This window comes from Bacillus sp. FSL H8-0492 (assembly GCF_038006145.1).
Classification (GTDB): Bacteria; Bacillota; Bacilli; order Bacillales; family Bacillaceae_G; genus Bacillus_A; species Bacillus_A mycoides.
Map to the genome: position 1 here is coordinate 3,241,877 of NZ_JBBOUP010000001.1, position 25,063 is coordinate 3,266,939.

Annotated in this window: 26 protein-coding genes; 6 read left to right on the top strand and 20 right to left on the bottom strand. The window is 34.1% G+C overall.

Annotated elements, in window-relative coordinates:
* Positions 1-21: 21 nt before the first annotated feature.
* Positions 22-1,782: an ABC transporter ATP-binding protein gene (locus tag MHH66_RS16715; protein WP_078184731.1), complete on the bottom strand. Its 1,761-nt coding sequence runs from the start codon at positions 1,780-1,782 to the stop codon at positions 22-24.
* 275 nt (positions 1,783-2,057) lie between these two features.
* Between MHH66_RS16715 and MHH66_RS16720 the strand changes: the two genes are divergently transcribed.
* On the top strand, positions 2,058-2,822 hold the full coding sequence (locus tag MHH66_RS16720) for an alpha/beta fold hydrolase (RefSeq protein ID WP_002086164.1): 765 nt from the start codon (positions 2,058-2,060) through the stop codon (positions 2,820-2,822).
* A 167-nt stretch (positions 2,823-2,989) separates the two neighbouring features.
* On the opposite strand, the gene entFM is transcribed toward MHH66_RS16720, so the two are convergent.
* Positions 2,990-4,270: an enterotoxin EntFM gene (gene entFM / locus MHH66_RS16725; protein WP_002202346.1), complete on the bottom strand. Its 1,281-nt coding sequence runs from the start codon at positions 4,268-4,270 to the stop codon at positions 2,990-2,992.
* Positions 4,271-4,987: 717 nt separating this feature from the next.
* On the opposite strand from entFM, the gene MHH66_RS16730 reads away from it, so the two are divergent.
* Complete coding sequence (locus tag MHH66_RS16730) at positions 4,988-5,158, top strand: hypothetical protein (protein WP_061674169.1); 171 nt, start codon at positions 4,988-4,990, stop codon at positions 5,156-5,158.
* Positions 5,159-5,201: 43 nt separating this feature from the next.
* On the opposite strand, the gene MHH66_RS16735 is transcribed toward MHH66_RS16730, so the two are convergent.
* Positions 5,202-5,801, bottom strand: coding sequence for a nitroreductase family protein (locus MHH66_RS16735; protein ID WP_002141347.1), 600 nt, complete (start codon positions 5,799-5,801; stop codon positions 5,202-5,204).
* Between the two features lie 249 nt (positions 5,802-6,050).
* Positions 6,051-7,004: a D-alanyl-D-alanine carboxypeptidase family protein gene (locus MHH66_RS16740; protein WP_002086170.1), complete on the bottom strand. Its 954-nt coding sequence runs from the start codon at positions 7,002-7,004 to the stop codon at positions 6,051-6,053.
* A gap of 219 nt (positions 7,005-7,223) precedes the next feature.
* Between MHH66_RS16740 and MHH66_RS16745 the strand changes: the two genes are divergently transcribed.
* The 3 genes from MHH66_RS16745 to MHH66_RS16755 all read left to right on the top strand — a co-directional run bounded on the left by MHH66_RS16745 (position 7,224) and on the right by MHH66_RS16755 (position 9,100).
* Positions 7,224-8,225 (top strand): S66 family peptidase, encoded by a 1,002-nt coding sequence (locus tag MHH66_RS16745; protein WP_078184730.1) that lies wholly within the window; start codon positions 7,224-7,226, stop codon positions 8,223-8,225.
* 202 nt (positions 8,226-8,427) lie between these two features.
* Complete coding sequence (locus MHH66_RS16750) at positions 8,428-8,769, top strand: EamA family transporter (protein WP_002086172.1); 342 nt, start codon at positions 8,428-8,430, stop codon at positions 8,767-8,769.
* Positions 8,762-9,100 carry an EamA family transporter gene (locus tag MHH66_RS16755; RefSeq protein WP_002135751.1) on the top strand — a complete coding sequence of 113 codons (339 nt, stop codon included), beginning with the start codon at positions 8,762-8,764 and terminating at the stop codon, positions 9,098-9,100. Before MHH66_RS16750 ends, MHH66_RS16755 begins: the two co-directional genes overlap by 8 nt.
* 35 nt (positions 9,101-9,135) lie before the next feature.
* Here MHH66_RS16755 and MHH66_RS16760 read toward each other — a convergent pair whose 3' ends face one another.
* The 12 genes from MHH66_RS16760 to MHH66_RS16815 all read right to left on the bottom strand — a co-directional run bounded on the left by MHH66_RS16760 (position 9,136) and on the right by MHH66_RS16815 (position 20,627).
* The gene (locus MHH66_RS16760) at positions 9,136-9,585 is read right to left on the bottom strand and encodes a DUF6376 family protein (protein ID WP_002012340.1); all 450 of its coding nucleotides are present in this window, start codon (positions 9,583-9,585) and stop codon (positions 9,136-9,138) included.
* A gap of 244 nt (positions 9,586-9,829) precedes the next feature.
* Complete coding sequence (locus MHH66_RS16765; RefSeq protein ID WP_063217781.1) at positions 9,830-10,051, bottom strand: hypothetical protein; 222 nt, start codon at positions 10,049-10,051, stop codon at positions 9,830-9,832.
* Positions 10,052-10,246: 195 nt separating this feature from the next.
* Positions 10,247-11,971 (bottom strand): thiol reductant ABC exporter subunit CydC, encoded by a 1,725-nt coding sequence (gene cydC / locus MHH66_RS16770; RefSeq protein ID WP_063217782.1) that lies wholly within the window; start codon positions 11,969-11,971, stop codon positions 10,247-10,249.
* Positions 11,968-13,689 (bottom strand): thiol reductant ABC exporter subunit CydD, encoded by a 1,722-nt coding sequence (cydD, locus tag MHH66_RS16775; protein ID WP_063217783.1) that lies wholly within the window; start codon positions 13,687-13,689, stop codon positions 11,968-11,970. Before cydD ends, cydC begins: the two co-directional genes overlap by 4 nt.
* Entirely contained in the window at positions 13,689-14,705 is a 1,017-nt protein-coding gene (gene cydB / locus MHH66_RS16780; protein WP_002141342.1) for a cytochrome d ubiquinol oxidase subunit II, read from the bottom strand. The genes cydD and cydB overlap by 1 nt, the downstream gene beginning before the upstream one ends.
* Positions 14,692-16,095 (bottom strand): cytochrome ubiquinol oxidase subunit I, encoded by a 1,404-nt coding sequence (cydA, locus tag MHH66_RS16785; RefSeq protein WP_002012335.1) that lies wholly within the window; start codon positions 16,093-16,095, stop codon positions 14,692-14,694. Before cydA ends, cydB begins: the two co-directional genes overlap by 14 nt.
* Positions 16,096-16,694: 599 nt before the next feature.
* On the bottom strand, positions 16,695-17,750 hold the full coding sequence (locus MHH66_RS16790; RefSeq protein ID WP_002031331.1) for an LLM class flavin-dependent oxidoreductase: 1,056 nt from the start codon (positions 17,748-17,750) through the stop codon (positions 16,695-16,697).
* 16 nt (positions 17,751-17,766) lie between these two features.
* Positions 17,767-18,708, bottom strand: a complete 942-nt coding sequence (locus MHH66_RS16795) for a ring-cleaving dioxygenase (RefSeq protein WP_002126899.1) — start codon at positions 18,706-18,708, stop codon at positions 17,767-17,769.
* A gap of 52 nt (positions 18,709-18,760) precedes the next feature.
* The gene (locus MHH66_RS16800; RefSeq protein ID WP_002012331.1) at positions 18,761-19,204 is read right to left on the bottom strand and encodes a MarR family winged helix-turn-helix transcriptional regulator; all 444 of its coding nucleotides are present in this window, start codon (positions 19,202-19,204) and stop codon (positions 18,761-18,763) included.
* Positions 19,205-19,305: 101 nt separating this feature from the next.
* Positions 19,306-19,629 (bottom strand): carboxymuconolactone decarboxylase family protein, encoded by a 324-nt coding sequence (locus tag MHH66_RS16805; protein ID WP_234803725.1) that lies wholly within the window; start codon positions 19,627-19,629, stop codon positions 19,306-19,308.
* On the bottom strand, positions 19,626-20,036 hold the full coding sequence (locus MHH66_RS16810) for a tautomerase family protein (RefSeq protein WP_002126897.1): 411 nt from the start codon (positions 20,034-20,036) through the stop codon (positions 19,626-19,628). Before MHH66_RS16810 ends, MHH66_RS16805 begins: the two co-directional genes overlap by 4 nt.
* Before the next feature lie 24 nt (positions 20,037-20,060).
* Complete coding sequence (locus tag MHH66_RS16815; RefSeq protein WP_078184728.1) at positions 20,061-20,627, bottom strand: DUF4865 family protein; 567 nt, start codon at positions 20,625-20,627, stop codon at positions 20,061-20,063.
* A gap of 120 nt (positions 20,628-20,747) precedes the next feature.
* Here MHH66_RS16815 and MHH66_RS16820 point away from each other — a divergent pair, with 120 nt between their 5' ends.
* Positions 20,748-21,536, top strand: coding sequence for a LysR family transcriptional regulator (locus MHH66_RS16820; RefSeq protein ID WP_078184727.1), 789 nt, complete (start codon positions 20,748-20,750; stop codon positions 21,534-21,536).
* A gap of 164 nt (positions 21,537-21,700) precedes the next feature.
* Here MHH66_RS16820 and MHH66_RS16825 read toward each other — a convergent pair whose 3' ends face one another.
* Genes MHH66_RS16825 through MHH66_RS16840 form a run of 4 tightly spaced genes read right to left on the bottom strand, consistent with a single transcriptional unit; the run spans position 21,701 to position 25,039 of the window.
* Positions 21,701-22,654 (bottom strand): branched-chain amino acid ABC transporter permease, encoded by a 954-nt coding sequence (locus tag MHH66_RS16825; RefSeq protein WP_078184797.1) that lies wholly within the window; start codon positions 22,652-22,654, stop codon positions 21,701-21,703.
* Between the two features lie 49 nt (positions 22,655-22,703).
* Positions 22,704-23,564 carry a branched-chain amino acid ABC transporter permease gene (locus tag MHH66_RS16830; RefSeq protein WP_002141340.1) on the bottom strand — a complete coding sequence of 287 codons (861 nt, stop codon included), beginning with the start codon at positions 23,562-23,564 and terminating at the stop codon, positions 22,704-22,706.
* 22 nt (positions 23,565-23,586) lie between these two features.
* On the bottom strand, positions 23,587-24,288 hold the full coding sequence (locus tag MHH66_RS16835; protein ID WP_060752047.1) for a branched-chain amino acid ABC transporter ATP-binding protein: 702 nt from the start codon (positions 24,286-24,288) through the stop codon (positions 23,587-23,589).
* Complete coding sequence (locus tag MHH66_RS16840) at positions 24,266-25,039, bottom strand: ABC transporter ATP-binding protein (RefSeq protein ID WP_016103178.1); 774 nt, start codon at positions 25,037-25,039, stop codon at positions 24,266-24,268. The genes MHH66_RS16835 and MHH66_RS16840 overlap by 23 nt, the downstream gene beginning before the upstream one ends.
* Positions 25,040-25,063: the final 24 nt, after the last annotated feature.

A 25,063-nucleotide genomic window follows, 5' to 3' on the forward strand; every position in this document is an offset into this window, starting at 1 on the left:
CCTTCACTGATTGTTTTCATTCTATAATGCTCCTTCTTTAATTTTCAATTGTTGCATTGCAAATTCACGGTACATGTCATGTGTCCGTAATAACTCATCATGTGAGCCACTTCCTGTAAGATTCCCTTTTTCAATAAAGATAATTTTATCTGCATCTACAACAGTAGAAAGTCTATGCGCAATAACTAAAGTTGTTCTACCTTTCATTAAGTTATTTAACGCCTTCTGAACAACCGATTCCGATTTACTATCAAGACTTGAAGTCGCTTCATCTAACATAAGGATTTGCGGATTTCGTAGTAACGCTCGAGCAATCGCAATTCGTTGTCTTTGCCCTCCAGAAAGCTTCACACCACGCTCTCCAACTTCTGTTGCGTATCCACTTGGTAAATCATGAATAAACGCATCAACATACGCCATCGCTGCTACTTTTTCAATTTCTTCATCCGTCACTTCACCCTCAACACCGTAACAAATATTATCACGAATCGTTCCATCAATTAACGGACTATCTTGTGAAACGTAACCAATTTGACGTCGCCATGATTGTAATGAATATGCTGTAATTGGTTCTTTCCCTAATTTTATGAAACCACTAGTTGGCTCATAAAAACGTTCTAACAGCGAGAATAAAGTTGTTTTTCCACTACCACTTGGTCCTACAATCGCCGTTACTTTTCCAGATTCAATCGTGAAGTCGATATTTTTCAAGATTTTCTCTTCTTCGTTATACTCAAAATGTACATTTTCAATAACAATCGACTGCTTCGCATTTGTAACATTCATACCTGTCTCATGATCTTCTACTTCATATTCTAAAATCGTATTAATTCTTTCGGTTGCACCAATTGCTTTTTGGAACTGAGTAAAGAACATTGATAACTGACTCATTGGCATAATAATTTGAACTAAATACAAAATAAATGCTACAAGTTCACCTGTTGTTAATGCACCACTAGAAACTCGCATTCCACCATACCCTACGATAATAACAAGCAATGCCATTAAAACAAACGACATAACAGGTGAAATTAATGCTTGCACTTTTCCTTCTTTCAAACCAAATTGCAATAATTTTTGGATACCTGTATTACCTGTTTCATATTCTTTTTTTTCCGTATTTGAAGATTTTACTAAACGAATTTCTGATAGTACTTGTGTTAATACACTAGTAAAAGAAGCCGTTTCATCTTGAAGTGCTTTTGAAATCTTATACATTTTCCGTCCAAGTGGAACTAAAATTAGTACCGATAATGGAATAACCGTTAAAAGTAAAATTGTCATTTTCCAGTCTAAAACAAATAATACAATTAATGACCCAATAATTGAGATACCGCCTGTTAATAAGTTTGACAAATGCTCAGAAATTAATGTTTTAACAACACCTGTATCATTTGTCATACGACTAATTGTATCTCCCGTTCTGTTTTGATCATAATAAGACACTGGTAAAATAAGTACCTTTTTCCACAATCGTTCTCTAAGTCCAGCTACAATTTTTTGTCCAATATAATTCAGTAAATAAATTGACAATCCTGCAGCAATTGTTTGAATAATAAAGAATGCAATTAATCCAACAATTTGTCCCGTACTAATTGAAGAAAGTGAAAAATTATCAACTAAACCTTTTGTCAGCATTGGAATAAACAAACTCGCTCCAGTAGAAAGTAAGCTCATTATTAATGCAAAAATAAGAATGCCTTTCGGTGGATTTGTATCTTGAATGAGACGTAAAAACTGCCTCCAATTCCCTTTTTTCTTTTCTGTATTCCTAACTTCCATTGTCGTTCATCTCCTCGTTATAAACAAAACTATTCTTTCTAAAACTAGAATACGCTATAAATGTAAACTGAATGTAAACACACTTTTTTCTAATTTTACAAAATATACATATAAACTCATCTTTACAACAAGTGTAAATATCTGATATTATTACCTGGTACTTATTATTATTCTATGTAAATTATAGACTACGCATAGAAAATATATAACTAATTTTATCAATTAGCTAATTTAAAACACTATATAAATCTCCAGCATTGAAAGGAGTATCCTTTTTGCAAACAAATAAACATTCCGAAAAGGAAACAATCATTTTTATTCATGGATTAGTTGGAAATCGCCGCGCCTTCAAAAAAGAGCATAAACGATTTTCTGCCTCCTACAACATTATAACTTATGATTTATTAGGTCACGGCGACGATAAAGGAGAAGCTATCGACTTTTCAATACAGCGCCTCGTAGATCAATTATTGAACTTGTATGAAAAAGAGGGAATTAAAAAGGCTCATATTTGTGCTCTAAGCTATGGCTGTTATATCTCTACGACATTTGCACAAATGCATCCAGAAAAAGTATTGAGTATTTGTCATATTGGTGGACATTATAATAACCCTTCCCGTTTATATAATGTTTTTCAGAAATTTTGGGAAAAACGTGGTGATGAATATTCATCTTGGCTTTCTCAGTATGCTAGTACTATTTTTCCAAGTGGAATACTAAGGGCAAATCCGTTCGCTGTTATTTCACGAAATATTTATTACCGTTTCGGATTACAATTACACTCGTCCATTATTGCTGAGTCATTACGACACCGCTTAGAATTCGACTTAAAATCTAAATTAAAAGCACTTCCCCATCCTATATTATGGGTGATGGGAGAACATGATCATCTCTATAAATCTTGTCTCTTTGATTTGAAGTCCATTCTTCCGAACGTTTTATATAAAGAAATTCCATTAGCAGGTCATGCAGCAAACTTATTCCGTCCAAACTATTTTCATGATTTATATGCTAAGTTTTTGCATGGAAAATTGACATAAAGTGAAACTTTAATCAGCGGGGATTTGTCCATCCCCCGCTGATTATTATCCCGCAAATAGCAGGATAAATACTACTATACTGTTAGTTTATCCAACTATGAAAAAGGCTTCCCAAGTTTCCCTGGAAAGCCTTTTCTCTATACGAAAAGTATATAAAATACTTTTTCTTAGTATGCTTTTGTGTAACCTAATAGGTGCTTACTCCAGTAAGAGTTGCTTACAGAGCTAATGCGTACACCAGTTGCGTCAGTTTCTGCACTGATGAACTGTCCATTACCTAAGTAAACGCCCATGTGAGAAGGACCTGATTTATAAGTATTTTGGAAGTATACTAAATCACCTGGTTGTGGACTGTTAGTCTTTGTTTTAGAGCTCCAGTATCCAGCAACTGTTTGACGAGCGCCTTTATGACCAGTTTGATTTAATACGTAGTGAATGAATCCACTGCAGTCAAAACCAGCAGGTGTTGTACCAGCAGTTCTGTATGGTGAACCATTTAAAGATCTAGCGAATCCAGCGATTGAAGATGTATCTCCACCTGTTGGTGCTGTTGGTTTTTGTACTTGGTTCGTACCTTGGTTACCACCAGTAACTACATTGTTCACTCCGCCTTTTACAAACTTAACAAAGTCTGCACTTACGTAACCAGTGCGGCCATTATGGTTAATTTTATACCAACCATTTTCAGCGCCAGTAACGTTTAATACTGTACCGTTTGTTACCCCACCAATTACAGGGTTATATGTAGCTGGACCTGTACGTACTTTTAAAGCACCTGTGTTAACAACATATGATCCACCAGTTTGAACTGTAGTAGTATTGTTGTTGTTGTTTGTAGTTGGTTGCTGAGTTTCGTTAGATACAGCTGAACCACCTTTTGTTACGAAGTCTTTGCTTACGTATCCAGTTCCACCATTGAAGTTAATTTTAAACCAATCTTGAACTTCACCTACAACTTGAACTGTTTTTCCTTTATTTACAGAACCTAAAACAGTATGAGATGCACTTGGGCCTGTACGTACGTTTAATGAAGAAACGTTTACTGTGTAAGTACCTGTTCCTTGCTGAACAGTAGTAGTAGTTCCTTTATTGCCACCAGTTGTTACGAAGTCCCCACTTACATAACCTGTTTGACCATTTACACTAACTTTGAACCAACCGTTTTCTTGTCCAATTACTTGAAGTACTTGACCTGATTTCACTTTAGAAATAACGTTATGTCCTGTACCAGCACCTGAACGTACATTTAATACATCAGCTGTTACTGTGTATTTTAATTCAGAAGTTGTTTCTACCGTTTTTGTTTCAGTTACAGTCGTTTGAGTTTGAGTTTGTCCATTAATTTCTTTTAGCGCATCATTTGAAACTTGTGCATGAGCAGAATCCATTCCAGGAACTGCTACACCTACTACAGATGCTGCTGCTAAACCTGCGATTACTTTTTTCATAAGTTGTCTTTACTTCCTTTCCCTACTATCCTCTTGAGAAAACTATAAACTTAGTACTTTACAATATTATCAAAGTAAAATATTCATCCAGTTCCATTTTTTAGCAAGAGTTTTATTTTTCACACATCGTTTATTTTAAACGATTGAAGTGAATTTAGTGTGAACTTCATGTGAACTTTATCATTAAACAGTGTGTTTTTGCAATGCTTTTTTCAAATTTCTTATGTATTTCATTGAAAATTCGACATTCCATTCATTATCTTAATATATATTTTTCTTTTGCTATCCACTTTAAAAAACTCTATTAATCTAATACAATGCAAAGAATGTATTTTCTAGTAAAGTCCCTTCCATGAAGCATACTCTTATCATGACAAAAAATGCTTTTTTTATCAATAGTATAATATTTTCAGAAAACTTTTTTTGATATTATCCATCGTTTTTAAAAGATTTGACGATTTGTAAGATTTAACTCCAAAAATTCTGTTCTAATTTGACGAAAATACACATTCCACTATCTATTTTTCACTATCTATGGAATTTTCAGGATATTTACATTATCATATATAAAGTAGGATTTTAATCCATACAAATTTTATTCACCCCACACTGAAACCAATCGAACTTTTACAGGTCGGTATTCTATACGTATCATTGAATTTTGATATGGAAGCCTTACTGCCCGCAAATAGTGAGATAAAAAAAGGAGATATATTTATGAAAAACATAATAGATGATCCTATAAATAAAAATATAGAACTGTACTATGCTTTTTTTCAATTCGTTTCACTTATAACATTACAAAAAGTATCAACTATTGAAACACGTAAAAACAAATTAAAGAATCAGATGAAAAATTCCTACAAAAAAAATCCTTACTACTTATAAAAGGTGAACAGATTATATCTCTGTTCACCTTTTATTTTTTATTTTATTTGTAAATTTTCACACGAGTTTCTAATGGCTGATATTCTTTATCTCCTGCCGAAACTACCGGTTTACCAAATGGCATTTGCGCAGTTAACTTCCAGTTTTCAGGTACATCCCATTCTTTTTTTACTTCCTCATCAATCAACGGATTATAATGCTGTAGTGTAGCACCAAAACCTTCAATCTCTAATGCTGTCCAAATCGCAAATTGCAACATTCCAGAAGATTGCTGAGACCATGTAGGAAAATTATCTTTATATAGTGCAAAGTTCTCTTGCAAACTTTCTACTACTTTACTATCTTCGAAATACAAAACTGTTCCATAGCCACTTTTAAATGCATTCATTTTCTCTTCAGTAGGTGCAAAATTATTTTCAGGCACAATTTTTCGTAACGTTTCTTTCGTAACATTCCATAATTTGTCGTGTTGTTCACCTAGTAATACAACAACTCTTGCACTTTGAGAATTAAAAGCCGAAGGTGTATGTTTCACAGCATGATAAATCACTTCTTGAATTCTTTCATCAGAAACTACTTGCTCTTTACTAATCGCGTAAATAGATCTTCTGTCTTCAATTGCTGAGTAAAAATCTTTTGCCATTACAATTCCCTCCAATTTTCATTTGAGGCAGTATCATATGTACGAAGCATATAATGCCTCTCGAACTTATTATTAATAAGTTCTTAACTTAATAATATCAACAAACAAAAACAAACTCAAATGATATCACTTGAGTTTCCACTTCCTATACGTCAAAAAATAAGACAGACAGTTTATTGTCACCAAAATCAAGGTTCAATAAACTGTCTGTCTTATTTTTATAACAATCTAAATTACTTCTTTCTTCACCTAATTAAGCAATTGAAATGCATAGGACATTAATTTATTTGTTTCTGTAAAACGTTTTGTTTTACTTTTTGTCCCCATAACAACTGTAATAATGCGATTATCACCTTGTTTTGCAGTACCTGTAAAACAATACCCTGCGCTATCTGTAAATCCTGTTTTTAATCCGTCTATTCCTTCTATATATAAAGCTTTATTATTTTTGTTTAACATCTCATTTGTGCTTGTAACATTAACATTATTAAATGCTAACTGACTTTGACGTAAGTGAGTCACTTCTAATATCTCTGGATAGTCTTTTATAAGATGATACGCTAATTTCGCTACGTCAGCTGCTGTCATTTTTGTTTCACTTCCGTCGGGCTCCTGCAATCCGGAAGCATTCGCGAATTTAGCTTTATCTGACATTTCTAACTGCTTTGCTTTTTCATTCATAAGTTGAACAAAGTTTTTTTCTGTCTTAGCTACATGTTCCGCTAAAGCGACAGCCGAATTATTAGCCGATTCAATCATTAACGCATGATATAAGTCCTTAACAGTTAATGTATCATTTGCTTGCATCGGGATTTTTGCACCCTCTGTTTGTGCCGACTTTGCACTTATTTTCACTGGATCTTCCCAGTGGACTTTCCCATTATGTATACTCTCTAAAACGAGATATGCTGTCATCATTTTTGACATACTAGCAGGGGCAACAGCTTCATTTTCATTATTTTGATAAATAACTTCTCCATTACTCGCATCGATAATAATAGCTGCTTTTGCATCAATTTCTGGTGGTATATATTTTGGTGGAACTACTTTTTCAGATAGCCCTGTTTTAGGTAGCTCTGCCACTTGTAAAGGCTGAGTATCTACATTTGTTTCACTCTTTTGAACTCCTTGGAAAAAGAACCAACATATACCCAGAATTACTACTAACAGGATTGTTAATCTTCCCCATTTTAACCGCTTCATTCTAAAACTCCTTTAACAAACCTTTTATACACTCATGTTTAACCATAACAACAATTACTTTATATCGTCAAGGTAAAAAGCATATTTATTCATCTATAACAATTATAATTTCAACCTCGTTCTCTTTTTCATATGTGTTACACTAAAAACAACGAAATATAAGAATATTCAATTACATTTAAACACAAAAACACTATATAATAGAAAGGATTTATACAAATGATACTTCCAAAAGCATTAAAATATGGCGATACAATTGGCATCTACTCTCCCTCTTCACCAGTAACCTATACTTCTCCAAAGAGATTTGAGCGAGCAAAATTATACTTAGAACAGAAAGGTTTTCATATGTTAGAAGGTTCACTAACAGGTCAATATGATTATTATCGCTCCGGGAGCATTAAAGAACGTGCTGATGAATTAAATGACTTGATTAGAAACCCTAACGTCTCTTGTATCATGTCAACAATTGGGGGACTGAATTCAAATTCATTATTACCTTATATTGATTATGAGACTTTTCAAAAGAATCCTAAATTAATGATTGGCTATTCAGAAACAACAGCATTATTACTAGGTATTTATGCAAAAACAGGAATTCCTACATTTTATGGTCCAGCACTTGTTCCTTCTTTTGGTGAATTTGAGCCTTTCGTAGATTGCACGTACAAATATTTTGCGGATACTTTATTAACTGATCAACACCTTCCTTACAACATAAACCAGCCGTTATTTTGGTCAGATGAATTTATTAATTGGGAAGAAAAAACGAAAGAAAAAGATCTTCGACCGAACAATTGGATTTCAGTAATTGGTGGGAAAGCTACTGGACGTATTATTGGTGGGAATTTAAATACTATACAAGGTATTTGGGGTAGCCCCTATATGCCACTTATTCAAGATGGTGACATTCTCTTTATTGAAGATAGCTCAAAAGATGCAGCTACTATCGAAAGAAGTTTTTCATCACTTAAAATTAACGGCGTTTTTGATAAAGTTTCAGGTATCATCCTTGGAAAACATGAGCAATTTGATGATTGTGGTACAAATAGAAAACCTTACGAAATATTATTAGAAGTATTACAAAATCAAAAACTTCCTTTTCTAGCCGATTTTGACTGTTGTCATACTCATCCAATGATTACTTTGCCAATAGGTATTCAAGTAGAGATGGATGCAACAAATAAAACGATACAAATTATAGAACAGTGGAAAATCTAACTCTACTAGCTCTATTATTTTCAGCTCTAAAGCTACGCATTGCCTTCTATTGTTTTACATTAGAAGACATGATACTATATATTTTGGAATGTGAAGAAATAAACAAAAATCATTTCAATATGCCTTTTATATATAATAAGAAGCTATTGATTATATACATCGAGTTTACATATGTGTATATAAAGTAAAAGAGAGTGAATATATGAAACCAACTATTAAAAACTATGTATTTCTACATGTAGCCTTCTTGATATATTCTATCATTATGGTTTACATGAAATGGGCATCTCAATTCCCTATTGCATCAATTTCATTTTTTATTGCTTACTTCGGACTTGTTGTACTTTTATTCGGATATGCAATTCTATGGCAACAAGTCATTAAGAACTTTGAAATTTCTAGAGCATATTCACACCGTGGGATTATCATACTATGGTCAATGCTTTGGTCAGTATTCCTGTTTGGAGATACGATACAGTGGAATCACATACTTGGCGCAGCTATTATTATCGTCGGAATTGTGGTGGTGACAAAAGATGAATAGTTATATGTTATTATTGATATTTGGGATAATTTTAGCCAATTACTCACAAATATTATTAAAAAAGGCTACTTTACAACAATACGATTCTAGAATAAAAGAATATGTGAATCCTTATGTTATCATCGGCTACTTTTTATTTGTAATTAATGCCGGATTAAATGTGATCGCCTTAAAGGGCATGGCATTAAAGCAAGCATCTGCATTAGAATCATTAAGTTATATCATCATTTTAATTTTCAGTTGGTACTTCCTAGGGGAGAAAATCACGAAACGAAAAATCATTGGCAACATTATTATTGTCATTGGTGTAATCATCTATTGTATTCAATAACAAAAAGATCCGTTTATGATAAACGGATCTTTTTGTTATTGCCCTAAATTTTGAACCTTATCTTTCAAATCACGAACTTGTTCTATCGTCTGCATAAGCTCAGAGTTTTTAAACTGCTCTACATTCATTTTCCCTTCCTCTATCTTTGTCATAGATGTATCAATTAATGTATTTAACTTTTCATTATACCCGACGATTTGCTGGTGAAGATCCTTCGCTACATCTGGTGGTGTTAATTCATTAAAAGCTGGTATATCTTGTTTAATTTCAGTAAGTTTCGTTTCTAGTTCTTTCCGGGCTTCCCCATCATTAACGGCCTTTTCTGCTAATGCTGGCGCTTCATTTGCAAATGCACTTATTTCATTTACATAGTCTGTCGCTTTTTGAGCGTAATCTATGGAGTTCTTCCCTTCCTCTACTAGCGAACATCCCATCAAACCAATTGAAACTACAATTGAAAGTAACATTGTTTTTGTAAACTTCATTTTTACCTCCTAAATAATTTCCATACTTTTATTCATTTATAAACACTTTATTTTCTTCTTATACACTTTATCACATCATATCTTATTTTTTAATCTTCCTCTTATACATTCTAGAAAAATCATTATTATCCTGTTCAACATGTACCTCGAAACTATCTTCATTTAAATATAAAAACAGACATACTTATTTTTCAGTACATCTGTTTTCCAGGTACGTATAACTCTCACTAATTAAAGTTTCTCTTTATCCTCTCACATGCCCTATTACTGTTATAATATCTATGTCTATATGTACACTAATAATATCTTCTATAATGTCTGTATATCCTTGGCCTAAAGGTGTTCCGTAATGTAATAAAATTTCTTTTTTTTCATAAACTGACTTCGGTACTGTAAAAATAAATTTCCTCAGATTCCGCTCATCAGCAGGCTCCAAAATTAAAACAATGCCATCCTCTTCAAACATATAATCACGCCTTCCAACAATCCATTCACTATGGCTCAAGTATTGCCTTGAAAGGATAGATTTTAAACACCCTTTCTAACAATATATAACCATTTCATGATCAAATAGCTTATACGGCTTATATGATTTCACCACAAATACAAAAAAACACGAACCTTGAACTACCAAGAATTTGTGGTTTTTTGCATTTCATTCCTATATACCTTTATCAAGCTCATATAACCTACGATATTTCTCATTTTCTTTCAGTAGCTGTTCGTGACTACCTTGCATAGCGATTTGGCCACTATCAAGGAAAATAACTTCATCTACATGTTCAATTCCTACAAGATGATGTGTAATCCAAATAACAGTCTTTTCTTCTGTTGCAGAAAACATTGTTTCTATTAAGGCTAATTCCGTTTTAGGGTCTAAACCGATAGTCGGTTCATCAAGTACAATAATCGGTGTTTCTTGCATAAGAGTTCTTGCAAATGCTACCCTTTGCCTTTCTCCGCCAGAAAACCTCTTTCCCATTTCATGCATTTTTGTTTGTAATCCATCAGGAAGAGAAGCAATGTGTGGTGCTAGCTGTGCTTTCTCTAAAGCTTTCCATATCTCTTCATCATTAGCCTCTGGTTTACCGATCCGCACATTATTTCCAATTGTCGTATCGAATAAATGTGGTTTTTGGTTTAATACAGAAATATATTTTGACAAAAAATCCGTACGAGCTTGTTCACCATTCAATATAACTTGGCCATTCACCGGACGTAGTGCACCAGTTAACAATTTTAGTAAAGTAGATTTCCCTGTTCCACTTCTACCTAAAATAGCAATTTTCTTTCCTGCCTTTATTTGCAATGATACATCTTTTAATACAGGTTCATTACTATCCGGATAATTATACGACACATTACTCAGTTCAATATCTATATATTTTTGTGCAACGTAATCTTTATCTCCAGGTAACTTATTTCCATCTTGCAAAATGATATCACTTTCTACGCTTTTAAGCCTATGAGCAGATTCTACATAAGATGGAATTCGATCGATAGCATCTGATATAGGGATAAGCGCATTTGTCACAGATAATGTCATTAATACGAAAGCTGCGATAACTGTAGGTGCAATCTGTTCACTTGCCGCTGCATTTCCAGTCCATATAATCATTGAAATAACTACAATACCTACTGTTAAGTGAATGAGACTGTCTCGAATATGGTACCAGCGTTTCACTCTCTTTTCTGTCTTTAACAACTGGACATTTTGCGCTACATACTCATTAATAAATTCATCTTTTCTACCACTCGCCTGCCAATCAGATAACCCAAATACAGCATCTGTCAATTGTTGATACAAACGATTTCTTCCTCGCTTCAAAGCAACATGATGTCGTTTCATCAAAAGTAGTGATACGAATGGGAGAAGAAAAACAATAACAGCTAACATACAAGCTGCGATAAGTGCAAATACTAAGTCAAATGCACCGATAACAAGTACGAAAATGCTATATACAACTAACGCTAATATACTAGGGAATATTGTACGTAAATATAGATTCTGTAAATGTTCAATATCCTCAGACAATACACCTAGTACATCACCAGTTTGAAAGCGTGAGCGGAAAAATAACGCCTGTGGTTCTAAAATTCTATATAGTTTCGTTCTCATTTTTTCTAATATACGTAATACAACATCATGCCCAACTAAACGCTCTAAATAATGAAAGACCGCTTGTCCTATACTAAATGCACGCGTTGCGACAATAGGAACATATACAGCCATTACATTTTCCGGTCTGAGAGCAGATTTAGAAATTAAATAACCTGAAATGAAAAGTAACATCGCACCCGAACTAACTCCAAGAAGCCCAAGGAAAATAGTCAAAGTCATTCTACCTTTATTTTGCTGTATATAAGGCTTAATCCAGTTACTCATCGCTCTCCCCTCTCTTCGCTATAAAAATGTAATGTCTCATTCGTTAAAAGTTCTTCATATGTTCCGCTTTCTATAATTTTCCCTTTATTAAAAATAAGAATATGATCCATTTGCTTCATCCAATGTAGACGATGTGTTGCAAGAAATACTAACTTACCTTCAAACAGACGTAACATCGATTGCTTTATTTCAAATTCAGTTTCAATATCAAGATGTGCTGTAGGTTCATCTAATAAAATGATTGACTTTTTACTTAAAAGTGCACGTGCCATAGCGACACGTTGTTCTTGTCCACCACTAAGCATACGTCCACCTTCTCCAATTCTTTCGTACATCCCATGTGGTAATGATGCAACGAGCGAACGAAGACCAACTTCATTAATAACTCTCTCAACCTCTTCATCAATTGTATTCGTTTCATAGAAACAAATATTATCTTTTAATGAAAGCGGAAAAATATAAGGTTGCTGCGGAATATAAGCAATATTTTTTTGCCAATCTTCTCGAGTAGATTCACCAATTTCCACACCATTTACTAACATCTTCCCACCCGAAGGAGGTAGAAATCCTGCTAACACATCGATTAACGTTGATTTCCCTGCCCCACTTTCACCAATAATGCCTATAGCACCGTTACCTTGCCAAGTAAAATCAATTCCCTCTAATATAGCCTTTTCAGATTCATCATTATTTACTTTTACATCTTGTAATTTCAAACTACTAGAAGAATTCCATACTATATCTACATTTGAATCTTTCTTTTCTATTTCTTTTTGTTTCTGTAAAATTTCTTCTATTTGCTCCATTGCAAGTTGTCCATCTAATGTAGCATGATAATTCGCTCCAACTTGCTTAATCGGTAGAAAATATTCCGGCGCTAAAATTAAAATCGTAAGAGCTGGCAACAGTATAATTGTCCCATCTATTAACCGTATCCCTAATCCAACTGCTACAAATGCAATTGATAAACTCGTAAAGAAATCTAATGCAAAAGAAGAAAGAAAAGCAACTCGCAAAGTACGCATCGTTGCTTTTCTATATCGTTTACTTACTTTTTCAATCTTTCCTTCGTGCTGTTTACTTTTCCCTAAATACTTTAATGTTTCTAATCCTTTTAACGTATCTACAAAATGATTAGAAAGTACACGATATGTCTCATATTGGCTATCCGCCATTTTCTGCGCTGCTAATCCTAGAAGGATCATAAATATGATCACAATTGGAATCGTTACAACTAAAATGATTCCCGACTCAATGTCCAGTGTAAAAACATATAGAACAATTAGCCCTGGAACGATACTACTTCTAATCATTTTAGGAATTGTCAATTCAATATATGTTTTAAATTTCTCAATACCTTCTATCGATAAAGTAACCAGATGACCAGTCCCATTCGTTTGGACAAATCTCGGCCCTAACGTAAAATATGCTTCTATTAACTGTTTACGTAATGCCAATCCTGTTTTTTCAGCGAAACGCTCAACCAATATTTGCGATGTTCGCACCAACATTTGGCGTGCTGCAAACGTGATCCCAAAATAAACAGTTTCATTTAACACAGCTTGCACTGTTTCTCCATGAAATAAAAATGTGATTGCTCGTGCTAAAAACACCGTCTGCGCAATGATACTACACGCCTCTAAAATGCTAATAAGACTTAAAGTTACATATAAAACTCGGCTACCAGGATACGACGGAAGTCCTCTTTTTCTTTTCATTAGTACTCCAAATCTTTGTCTGACTTAACAGGTTGTCTAAATACATAGAAACTCCATATTTGACTACCGATAACAAACGGTAAAATCGCAAGAGAAAAATAGCTCATCAGTTTTAATGCATAAGGTCCTGATGCCGCATTATAAATTGTCAAATCATTTACCGCTCCTAATGAGCTAATCATGACACGCGGGAACATACCGATGAACACACTTGCACTTAACAAAATGATTGTTAAACTTGTCATAAAGAAAGCCCAACCATCTCTTCTTCTTTTATTTAATAAAGTAGAAACAAATAGCGCTACAAAAGCTCCAATTGGAACCATTAGCCACTCTGAACCATGTGCGGTGAAAATATCTGTTTTCCATAACCCTACAGCTGCAAAAACAAGAAGTGTTATTAATGCAAAAGGTGCAATCTTTGTCGCGGCAATACGTGCGCGTTCTCGTAATTTTCCTGTTGTACGTATAGTAAGGAATTGCAAACCATGAACAATACATAGAAGAAGAAACATAACTCCCCCAAGTAACGCAAATGGGTGAAGTAATTTCATAAATCCGCCTACCATATTTTTACTTCCATCAATTGGTACACCTGTCATAAAGTTTGCGATTGCAACTCCCCAAAGTATGGGAGGTAGCAAACTTCCAATAAACATGCCCCAATCCCAGAAACTCTTCCATTTATGATTTTCTATTTTCGCACGGAATTTAAAGGAAACACCTCTTATAATTAATGCAAGAAGCATAAACACAAATGGAATATAAAACCCACTAAATAAAGTTGCATACCAGTGCGGGAATGCCGCAAACATAGCGCCACCAGCACAAACAAGCCATACTTCATTTGCGTGCCAAAACGGCCCAATTGTATTTAAATATATACGTTTTTCCAAATCGTTTTTCCCTAAAAACCTTGAAACGATTCCTACACCAAAATCGAAACCTTCAAGTACAAAGAAGCCAACGAATAAGGTTGAGATAATTAGAAACCACAACTCATTAAGAGATAACATACTCTTCCTCCTTATCAAATGGATCATGGCTTTGATAATCCTTTTTCGTTTTCTTATTCGCATGTCCTTTAATGATACGAACGAATAAGTAAACAGTAATTCCTCCAACAATTAAATATAGTGATGTGAATGAAACAAGAGAGAATAATACTTCTCCAAATGAAACGTTTGGAGATACAGCATCTTCTGTTTTCATAACACCGAAGACAACCCAAGGCTGACGTCCCATTTCAGTCATAATCCAACCTACTGTATTACCGATAAACGGTAGTGCAATTGCATATACCATTATTTTTAAATACCAAGGGTTTTCAGTTAAGCGATCTTTTCTTGATAAGAACCAGCCGTACATTCCTAAAAGAAGCATGAATGTTCCACTCATTACCATCGCTCTAAAACTCCAGAACATAGTATGTACTGGCGGAATATAATCTCCAGGTCCATATTTTTCTTCATATTGTTTTTGAATTTGGTTCATCCCTTCAACTTGACCGCTAAATTTATCGTATGACAATAGACTTAGCATATAAGGGATTTGAATTTCAAACGAATTTTCTTTCTTCTCTGTATCAATTTTTGCAAATACTGTAAATGGCGCTGGATCCTCACTCGTATTCCATAATGCTTCAGCTGCTGCCATTTTCATCGGATGTGTCTTAATTAAATTTTGTGCTTGTGCATGACCGAAAAATAATACCAATGCTGTTGTAATTGTTCCAACAACGATAGAAACTCGGAACGATTTTTTAAACACCGCAGTTTCTTGACCTTTTGATATTTTCCATGCACTTACACCTGCAATAAAGAATGCACCAGTTGCAATTGCCGCTGTAATTGTATGCGGGAATTGCACCCATAATTGTGGATTTTGAATAATCGCCCAAAAATCATTCATTTGCGCACGTCCATCTGCTGCCATTTCATATCCTACTGGGGCATGCATAAATGCACTTGCAGTTAAAATCCAAAATGCTGATAACATTGTTCCTATTGAGAGGAGCCAAATACATAAAAGGTGAACTCGCTTCGGAAGTTTATCCTCACCGAATACCCATAAACCTAGGAATGTAGACTCAATGAAAAATGCTAATAAACCTTCAATTGCAAGTGATGGTCCGAAAACATCACCAACAAAACGTGAATACGTTGACCAGTTCATACCAAACTGAAATTCTTGTAAAATACCTGTTACTACACCTACTGCGAAGTTAACAAGGAATATTTGTGTCCAAAACTTTGTCATCTTCTTATAAATTTCTTGTCCCTTTACCACATACAACGTTTGCATTAACGCAATGATAAAAGCTAAGCCTATAGACAGCGGAACGAAAAAGTAATGAAAAATCGTTGTTGATGCAAATTGTATTCGTGCCAATTCGAGCGTTTCCATGCTTAAATCACTTCCTTCATAATTTTTTATCGATTGAATTGAATGAACAATTCAATCATTTGGAAATACAAAAAGATAAATTCGTTTATGTACTTTCTGAAAATATAGATTGTCAGTTTTTTAGATAATTACAAAAGAACTTTCTTCATACGATTTACCTTTTCACTATTTCAGTAGTGTTTTATTCGTTAATCGAATTGTATAATATACTTACATAATAAATTCAGGTGATTTTTGACGTATTATTGACAGGATTTTGTCTGAAATATGTCTTTTGTAATTTTTTTGAATTTGATTTCTCACATTTTAAAAACGTACTTTTCAAACATACAACACACTCTTATATCAATTGTTATTATGTTTTTCTCTTCATACGCTTGACTTTCCCCTTGAAAAATGTCCTCGAATCAAACCTGAAAACACGTTAGATTTTTGTCAAGAGAAAAATGTATTTCCAAAATTCAAATCAACAATATTGTTATTCACAAATAGAAAAAAACTCCCCTTTCTCTAGACATAAAATTCGTTTTTTTGTCATTTTTCAAACAGACTAAATAAAAAAGTACCGAGAATAAATTATATTCCCGGTACTTTAATCATTATTTCGTTGTATATTTTCTAACAGCCGGCATAATTTCGGTAGCAATTAATTCAATGTTTTTCTCAATCTTATCAAATGGTACACCGCCAAAATCAATCTGTGCCATAAAACGTTGCTGTCCAAATAATTCATATTGATAAAGCATTTTTTCAATAATTTGTTGCGGGCTACCAATCATTAACGCATCACGGTGATCTACTGCGTTAGTAAATTGTTGTTTTGGATACCCACCACCGCGTAGCGCAAGCATACCAGCATTAATATGAGGATAATATTCACTAAGTGCATCTTGTGAATTTTCTGCTGTATAAAATAAACTTGTTGTCGCAATTGGTAATGTTGCTGGATCAAAACCACTTTGCTCAGCTGCTTCACGATATGCATCAACCGAAACTTTAAAATTAACAGCTGGGCCACCAAGTGTCGTAAGCATCATTGGTACACCTGCGCGTCCTGCCTTAATTGCACTAGCAGGCGGTCCTCCAACAGCACGCCAAATTGGCATATTGTTATTTTTAGCTCTCGGTATAATTGCCGCATGTTCAAGTGGTGTTCTAAACTGCCCTTTCCATGTTACACTTTCTTCTTTATTTATTTTTAATAAAAGATCCATCTTCTCTTCAAATAGTTCTTCATAATAATTTACATCGTAACCAAGTAAACTATATCCCCCAATACGAGAGCCGCGACCAGCAACGATTTCAGCACGACCATTAGAAATTAAATCAATTGTGGCAAAATCCTCATATACACGAACCGGATCTGACGTACTTAATACTGTTGCAGAACTCGCGATTTTAATGTTTTTCGTAGCTTGTGCAATAGCTCCTAAAATAACAGTATGAGCTTGCGTTGTAAAATGCGCTTGATGACTTTCACCGACAGCAAACACATCAATTCCAGCTTCATCTGCTAACTTAGCTGTTTCAATTAGTTCATGAATTCTTTTTTCTGCACTTATTTTCGAACCATCATGCGGATTTAAAATATGATCTCCAATTGAATATAATCCAAATTCAATTCCCTTACTTGTATCAATACGGTATTTTTCCATAGTTGCTCTCTCCCTTTTAATAAAGCGGTATTAATTTCTCTTCAATCTCTTTTCTTCTCTCTTCTAAAAATGGTGGTAAATCCAGCTCTTTTCCTAATTCTTCAACTGTTGAATCTACTGTAAATCCTGGGCCATCCGTCGCAATCTCAAATAAAATGCCATTTGACTCACGGAAATATAAACTTTTAAAATAAAAGCGATCGATAATCCCTGTTGATTGGAACCCTTTATCTTTCACCGCTTCATTCCAATAACTCAGTTCTTCATCATTTTTCACACGAATAGCTAAATGATGAATACTTCCTTTTCCTGGTCTTTCACTCTCTCCATCTTGCTGTTTCACCAAAATTTCTCCAAAAGATTGACCATCAATAGATTGATAAATCCCCTCATCGTCTGAACGAGATACTTCTTTATAACTAAACAAACCTGTTAATGTTTTTGATAATTTATTTAAACTGCGCACTGTCATTTCAACTGTTCCCATGCCTAAAATACGATGATTCTGCTCTACAGAAGATTCATCCCATGCAGTCCAATATTCAGGCACCTCTTCATCTTTATTATTTAACAGCACTAACCGTAGACCATCTGGATCTTCAAAGTGCAGTGCGTCTCTTCCGGCGTAAGTTGTAATTTCCCCATGCGCCACCTGGAGTGACTCAAAACGTCTCTTCCAAAATGTAAGACTTTCTATTGAAGGTACGAGCAAGCCTATTTGTGTTATTGCATTTGTACCACGGATTGTTCTACCTACATTCGGCATTTCAAAAAATGATAATTCAGTTCCGGCACTCCCTGTTAAATCACCATAAAACAAATGATACATAAATGGATTATCTTGATTGACTGTCTTTTTCACCCGGCGTAATCCTAAAACATCTCGATAAAAATTATTATTCGTTTTCGCATTTTTAGTCACCATAGAAATGTGGTGATGTCCTGGAATTGTATACATAAAACTTCCTCCTCTTTATCACTTGATTAGTCAATTGATTAAGTAAAAAAAATTACTCATTCGGTAATTCTTTTTTTTCACTATGCTTATGAACTTTTGACATCAACTCGTATAGTATTTTCTGCTCTTCTTCATTTAATACATCATCAAAAAATGATGATTGAAATGCAAGTTGCTCTGGCAATGCTCTTTCTAAAGCCGCTTCCCCTTGCTCTGTAAGACTAATTGTTTTCGTTTTCCAATCTTGTTTTCGTATAATATATCCTTCTTTTTCAAGACGTGTTAACATTCGAGAAATACCGCCTTGTGTAACGGTAACCTTTTCTGCTAACTCCATTTGTGTTAATGGCTGATAAGTCCGTATTTGCAAAAGCACATCAAATTGGGCTGTTGTTAAATCAAAACGTTTTAAAAACTCATTTGACATTTGATTACTTTGGTTCGTAAATCGTATTAAACGTAGCCATATTAACGATCCTATCGTATTTTCACGCATGTTTCATCACTTCCTAGCGTTGATCTTACTATCACTTTACCACTCAAGTGATAGTAATGCAAGTAGAAATATGTTAAAAATACCTCCCAAAATCATTATTCTTAACTTTCCATTTCATTCATTGCTATATTTAAAGCTGACACAGCTTTTGGCCAACCAACATAAAAAGCCATATGTGTTATTAATGCAATTAATTCATTCTCCATTATCCCATTTTGTTTAGCTAGCTTCAGATGAAATGATAATTGTTCTGTATTACCAAGACTGATTAGTGCCGACAATGTACATAAGCTTCTTTCTCTTAATGTTAAAGTGGCATCCCGCCACACTTCCTCAAATAATATCTCTTCACTATAATGAGAAAATACAGGTGCTATTTCTCTCATTTTCTTTGGAATATAAAATTCAATTGGTTCATTCATCATTTTGCTCCCTTCATTTTTACCAATTGTGCCATCCCTTGACCAAATGACCAGTTTTCAGCAGCTGTCTCATGTAATGTAATAAAAATGTCAGTAACTTTCACATTAGAACATGCTGAAATTTCAAAGGATATAGATTGATACAAACCTTTTTTCTGTTGCACTGTTCTTCCAGGTCCACATGTAATAGAAACATGAATCATATTCTCAGTTCTCATTTCTCCTCTTTCCAACAAATAATATGGATTATACAAAAATTGATTTTGTTGATAAGGTAAAAATATTTGAAAATAATCATTTTCAGGGATGTTAAAATGTTCAATTAATGCAAGATGGATACATTCACCTATCTTTTTCAACTCTTCTTTATTTAATATATCTTCATGATAATAAACGTTCACAAAAGGCATAGATTTTCATTCCTTTTTCTTAATTTAGCATTCAACAACATATCCTCGTGAAATATGTAAAATCTCATAAATAGTAACATCGCCCATTACATCTATTTCAGGCTTTTCCTTATAAAAACTGAATTGACTATATCCCCACTTATCCGGATTATAAACTATTACATTCCCTAAACATTTTTCTATGTTTTGCACATTTTCATTTACTTTATTTAATTGCGTCCCAATCAGCGATTTACTTTGAGAAATATTCCCTGCATATTCAACAGCATATCTACTTTTTCTAAAATCATTACTTAAATTAACAACTAATGGAACACCTATATTTATTTGTTGCCACCCAAACGATTGCAAAATATTATCGTAATACCCTTCAAAGATAAATTTATTCATCCCTTCATGACCATTCCAAATATATAAAGGTGCATAACAATTATGGAAACCCCCATCCTTACCTGCCTCAGCAATTAAATAAGCCTTAAAATTCAACCCTTGAAAACCATCCGTTTTATAACCATTCTTTTTCACCCTTTCTCTAATAGTCCCCATATCATAATCTTTTGGCAAAATGACCTTATATTGCATACCAATCATGTTTATCACTCACTTTCGATCTTATATATATAATGATAAACCGATGATCGGCTGACGTAAAATAGGTATAAATTATGTTTGATATCATTTATAATGATACCGTATAAGGGGCTGAAATGAATGGAAATAAATGATCTTATCATATTTAAAACTGTAGCTAACGAAGGATCTATTAGTAAAGCCGCTAAAGAGCTAGGCTATGTACAACCAAATGTAACTGAGCGAATCAAAAAATTAGAACAAAAATTAGAAACGCCTTTACTACATAGAGATAACAAAGGTGTCTCCCTGTTACCTTCTGGTGACATTTTATTAGACTACACGAATAAAATATTAGCTCTTTTAGAAGAAGCCAAAGATGAAATTAAAACAAGTGCATCTTCTTATGTAATAGCGACGTCACAATCTATTTTGACTAATTATTTAAGTATGCGTATTAAAGAAAATTTCAGGAATTATCAAATATATATAGAAAGTAGTAGCCATTTACAAAAACTACTACAGCAACAAAAAGTTGATATGGTCATAACCTATGAGGATTATCCCGACGCAGCGTTTAAAAAAGTATTCACCACTTCAATTTCTGTAGGCTTATTAAAAGCGAAAGAACAGTGTAACATTGACTTTTCAAAAGAACTTTTCTTTGTTAGTAACGATAAAAAGTGCCCTTTTAGAAATATGACAATACAATTTCTAAAAGAAAACAATCTATCTCAGCATCAACTTCAACAGTTAGATTCTTATTCGCTTATTGAAGAGTTTATTGTTGAGGGAAATGGGATAGCTTTTTTACCGATTAGAAATGATAAATTAGTTCCAGTTGAAAATGTCGCGGTTGAAAAACTACCTATTAACTTCTTTACAACTCGAGACTTAGATAAAGTGATTCCAGGTGAACTATTTAATTAATAAAGAGGCTACACTTGTCGTATTTTACGGGTAAATAGATATCCCTTGTCGAATCGCTAATATAACTTCATATACTATCGTACGGCCTAATAAAATAAAAAGGGATGTTACCTAGTTAATATGTTTAACTACTAGGACATCCCTTTCCATCTTGAAGACTTATTTCACACGTTCTGCTCCCCCCCTGTACTCTTCTCCTTCTTACTTCTTTTAAAATTCTTCAACTTCTTAACTGTTCCAACTAACCCTTTCGGAAAAACTAGTAGCACGATAATGTATAATAAACCAAGAATGATCGTCCATCGTTCAAAAATCGGATATTCCGTCGCTAATTCGGATAAATAATATTTCAATGATTCAATAATCCCAGCTCCAGCGATTGCTCCGATTAACGTTCCAACGCCACCAATCATTGTCATCAATAATGCATTTAACGTCATTTCAATTGAAAATACAGTTGTATTAACAAAGCGTAAAGTGATAACAAATAAACCACCGCTAATCGCTGCAACTACTCCTGCAACAACACTAGCAATAATTTTATAATGAAGAACTTTATAGCCAAGTGCTTCAACTCGTTGTTCATTTTGTGAAATCGCCTTTAATACTTTCCCAATTGAAGATTTTGTGAAAAGGCGTAACAAAATGAAAATACTGATTAAACATATAAGTGTTACATAATAAAATGTAAAACGATCACGGAATATATCTGGTACACGAAATGTAAATCCATCTCCTCCGTGAGTCAGTGAACGCCATTTTTCAGCAAGTACAAAAAACAGCTGGGAAATAGCGAGCGTTAACATTGCATAAAAATGACTTTTCAGCCGTAAAGAAAGCAAACCGATTATATAACTAACAATTGCTGAAATGATAATTGCAGCTACTATCCCTATTAAAAAGTTCGTTACGGATACTCCTTGTCGATCAAATAAAAGTGCTACCCCATATGCTCCTATTCCAAAGAACATACAATGGCCGAATGATACAATTCCTGTATATCCAAGTAATACATCAAAACTCATTGCAAAAATAGCAAAGATGAAGATTTGAGTGAACAAAATTAACAAGCTCCGTGAATCATTTACGAATGGAAATACACTTAAACAAATGAGCATAAATACTCCGAAGTATACTTTAATTCGATTTGATGTGCTGTTCACCATTTCACCCCTTTTCACCAACAAGTCCCGTTGGCTTCACTATTAAGAAAAATAGTAACATTAACATATTGATTGCAAGAGATAAATCTGGCAAAAAATACGCTGTAAAAGCACCGGCTAATCCGACAATTAAAGATGCTAGCGCTGAACCTTGTACGCTACCTAATCCGCCAATAATAACTACTATAAAAGCTAAAATTGCGTACTGCATACCCATCTCAGCAAAAATAACTCCTGAATATGGTGCTAGTAGAAAACCACCTAACGCCGCCATCCCTGCTCCTAATAAAAAAACAAACGAGAATATCGCTTTTACGTTAATTCCGAGAGCTTGAACCATCTCTTTATCCATTACACCAGCGCGAATCATAAGTCCTATCTTTGTTTTTTTCAGCAGCAATAGTAAAGCGATGTAAATTAGTATCCCAACTAAAATAACGAATAGGCGATATTTTATTAAGATAACTCCTCCAAATGTAAAACTGCCTTGAAGCCATAACGGTAATTTTGCAGCAATTGGATTAGGACCCCAAAATATTTTGATGCACTCGCTAAGAACGAGCATTCCTCCGAGTGTCACGAGTAGCTGCCGCACATGGTTTCCATACACTGGTCTAATAAGAAATCTTTCTAAAATGAAACCGAGGAACATACCCATAGCGACTGCCCCAATTAGCGCTAATAAATAACTATCTGTCATATTAAATAACCAAACGCCTGTAAATGCTCCCCATGCAAATAAACCGCCATGCGCAAAATTTAGTACGCTCATTAAACCGAAAATAAGTGATAGACCAGACGCTAATAAAAAAATAAGCATCCCTGTCGAAACGCCATTTACAAATAAGTTAATTAGCACATCCACGTTCTATCCCCCCGTATCAATGTTAAGAAATACCTAAATATTTATGACATGTTTCCTTATCCTCTCGCAGTTCCTCCATGAAACCGTTATGCACAATGCGCCCATTATCCATAATGTAAAAATAATCACCGATTTGACTAGCCATCATAAAATTTTGTTCAACAAGTAAAACAGTCGTTTTTTCCTTCATTTTCAAAATGGCTATCATTAATTTTTCTATCATAATGGGCGACAAGCCTTTACTTGGCTCATCAATAAGTAATAAACCATCACTATTAATAAATGCTCTTGAAATTGCTAGCATTTGCTTTTGCCCTCCGCTTAAGAGTCCGCTTTTTTTGTGCCAAAATTGCTTTAAATCTGGAAATAATTCAAGCATCCAGTCTATTTTTTCTTCCGCTTCTTCTCCCTTCCCACTAGCAAGAGCGAATGTTTCTTCTACTGTCAGGTCGTGAAAAATACCTTGATTTTCTGGTACATACCCTATTCCTTTCCTTGAAATTAAATGTGTAGATAATCCATTTACTTGTGTACTATCATAATAAATTTCACCATGTGCGATATGGTGAAATCCCATAACCGAACGTAATGTCGTAGTCTTCCCTGCCCCATTTCTTCCAAACAGTACAGTAATCGTTCCTTTCTCAACAGTAAGAGATACTCCTTGTAAAATATGAAACTGATCTAAATACGTCTCTATATTATTCACTTGTAATAGTGCCACTATATAATCCCCCTAAATAAGCACTTTGTACACGCTCATCTTTCATCATTTCTTCGGGCAAACCTTCAGCCAATAACTCTCCATGGAATAAAACGATAAGATGGTCTGACAAACCTAGTACCATATCCATTTTGTGTTCAATAAGTACAATTGTACTCTCTGGATGTTTCTTAATATTTTCAATCACTTGTAAAATAGCCGGTACCTCCTCAACTGATATACCTGCCGTCGGCTCATCAAGTAGTAACACATCCGTTTTTAAAGCTAATAACATCGCAAGCTCTAACTTTCGTTTTTCCCCATGCGCTAGATCTTTCGCTAATACATGTTCTTTCTCGTGAAGTAATACTGTTTTTAAGAAACGTCTCGCCTCTCCAACTTGTTGCTTAAATTTTGCCGAACTCGGAAAAAAACTATAGTAATCTTGCACAAATGATTGAACACTTAAACGAACATTTTCAAGTACCGTTAACTCTGGGAATATATTTGTAAGTTGAAAAGAACGACCAATTCCTAATCGAGTACGATCCGAAATTGATAAATTTGTAATCTCTTGTCCTTTAAAATATACTTCACCCTTTGTTGGAGAAATTTGTCCACTTAGTAAATTGAATAGCGTTGTCTTTCCAGCACCATTCGGTCCAATTATTGAAATGAGCTTTCCTTTTTGTACCGTTAAATTAACATCCTTAATAACATGATGATCCCCAAAAGATACACAAAGATTTTTCGTCTCTAACAAATGTGTCATAAAATCCCTCCCACTGAAAGCCAT

Excerpts from the sequence above, each read along its gene's own strand:
- MHH66_RS16715 (WP_078184731.1), bottom strand. The coding sequence starts at position 1,782 with ATGGAAGTTAGGAATACAGAAAAGAAAAAAGGGAATTGGAGGCAGTTT.
- MHH66_RS16735 (WP_002141347.1), bottom strand. The coding sequence starts at position 5,801 with ATGGCAAAAGATTTTTACTCAGCAATTGAAGACAGAAGATCTATTTAC.
- cydB (WP_002141342.1), bottom strand. The coding sequence starts at position 14,705 with ATGTTATCTCTTAATGAGTTGTGGTTTCTAATTATCTCAACCTTATTC.
- cydD (WP_063217783.1), bottom strand. The coding sequence starts at position 13,689 with ATGAAAAGAAAAAGAGGACTTCCGTCGTATCCTGGTAGCCGAGTTTTA.
- MHH66_RS16730 (WP_061674169.1), top strand. The coding sequence starts at position 4,988 with ATGAAAAACATAATAGATGATCCTATAAATAAAAATATAGAACTGTAC.
- MHH66_RS16800 (WP_002012331.1), bottom strand. The coding sequence starts at position 19,204 with ATGCGTGAAAATACGATAGGATCGTTAATATGGCTACGTTTAATACGA.
- MHH66_RS16820 (WP_078184727.1), top strand. The coding sequence starts at position 20,748 with ATGGAAATAAATGATCTTATCATATTTAAAACTGTAGCTAACGAAGGA.
- MHH66_RS16790 (WP_002031331.1), bottom strand. The coding sequence starts at position 17,750 with ATGGAAAAATACCGTATTGATACAAGTAAGGGAATTGAATTTGGATTA.
- MHH66_RS16810 (WP_002126897.1), bottom strand. The coding sequence starts at position 20,036 with ATGCCTTTTGTGAACGTTTATTATCATGAAGATATATTAAATAAAGAA.
- MHH66_RS16760 (WP_002012340.1), bottom strand. The coding sequence starts at position 9,585 with ATGAAGTTTACAAAAACAATGTTACTTTCAATTGTAGTTTCAATTGGT.
- entFM (WP_002202346.1), bottom strand. The coding sequence starts at position 4,270 with ATGAAAAAAGTAATCGCAGGTTTAGCAGCAGCATCTGTAGTAGGTGTA.
- MHH66_RS16840 (WP_016103178.1), bottom strand. The coding sequence starts at position 25,039 with ATGACACATTTGTTAGAGACGAAAAATCTTTGTGTATCTTTTGGGGAT.
- MHH66_RS16765 (WP_063217781.1), bottom strand. The coding sequence starts at position 10,051 with ATGTTTGAAGAGGATGGCATTGTTTTAATTTTGGAGCCTGCTGATGAG.
- cydC (WP_063217782.1), bottom strand. The coding sequence starts at position 11,971 with ATGAGTAACTGGATTAAGCCTTATATACAGCAAAATAAAGGTAGAATG.
- MHH66_RS16755 (WP_002135751.1), top strand. The coding sequence starts at position 8,762 with ATGAATAGTTATATGTTATTATTGATATTTGGGATAATTTTAGCCAAT.
- MHH66_RS16750 (WP_002086172.1), top strand. The coding sequence starts at position 8,428 with ATGAAACCAACTATTAAAAACTATGTATTTCTACATGTAGCCTTCTTG.
- cydA (WP_002012335.1), bottom strand. The coding sequence starts at position 16,095 with ATGGAAACGCTCGAATTGGCACGAATACAATTTGCATCAACAACGATT.
- MHH66_RS16805 (WP_234803725.1), bottom strand. The coding sequence starts at position 19,629 with ATGATGAATGAACCAATTGAATTTTATATTCCAAAGAAAATGAGAGAA.
- MHH66_RS16745 (WP_078184730.1), top strand. The coding sequence starts at position 7,224 with ATGATACTTCCAAAAGCATTAAAATATGGCGATACAATTGGCATCTAC.
- MHH66_RS16815 (WP_078184728.1), bottom strand. The coding sequence starts at position 20,627 with ATGATTGGTATGCAATATAAGGTCATTTTGCCAAAAGATTATGATATG.
- MHH66_RS16740 (WP_002086170.1), bottom strand. The coding sequence starts at position 7,004 with ATGAAGCGGTTAAAATGGGGAAGATTAACAATCCTGTTAGTAGTAATT.
- MHH66_RS16795 (WP_002126899.1), bottom strand. The coding sequence starts at position 18,708 with ATGTATACAATTCCAGGACATCACCACATTTCTATGGTGACTAAAAAT.
- MHH66_RS16825 (WP_078184797.1), bottom strand. The coding sequence starts at position 22,654 with ATGCTCATTTGTTTAAGTGTATTTCCATTCGTAAATGATTCACGGAGC.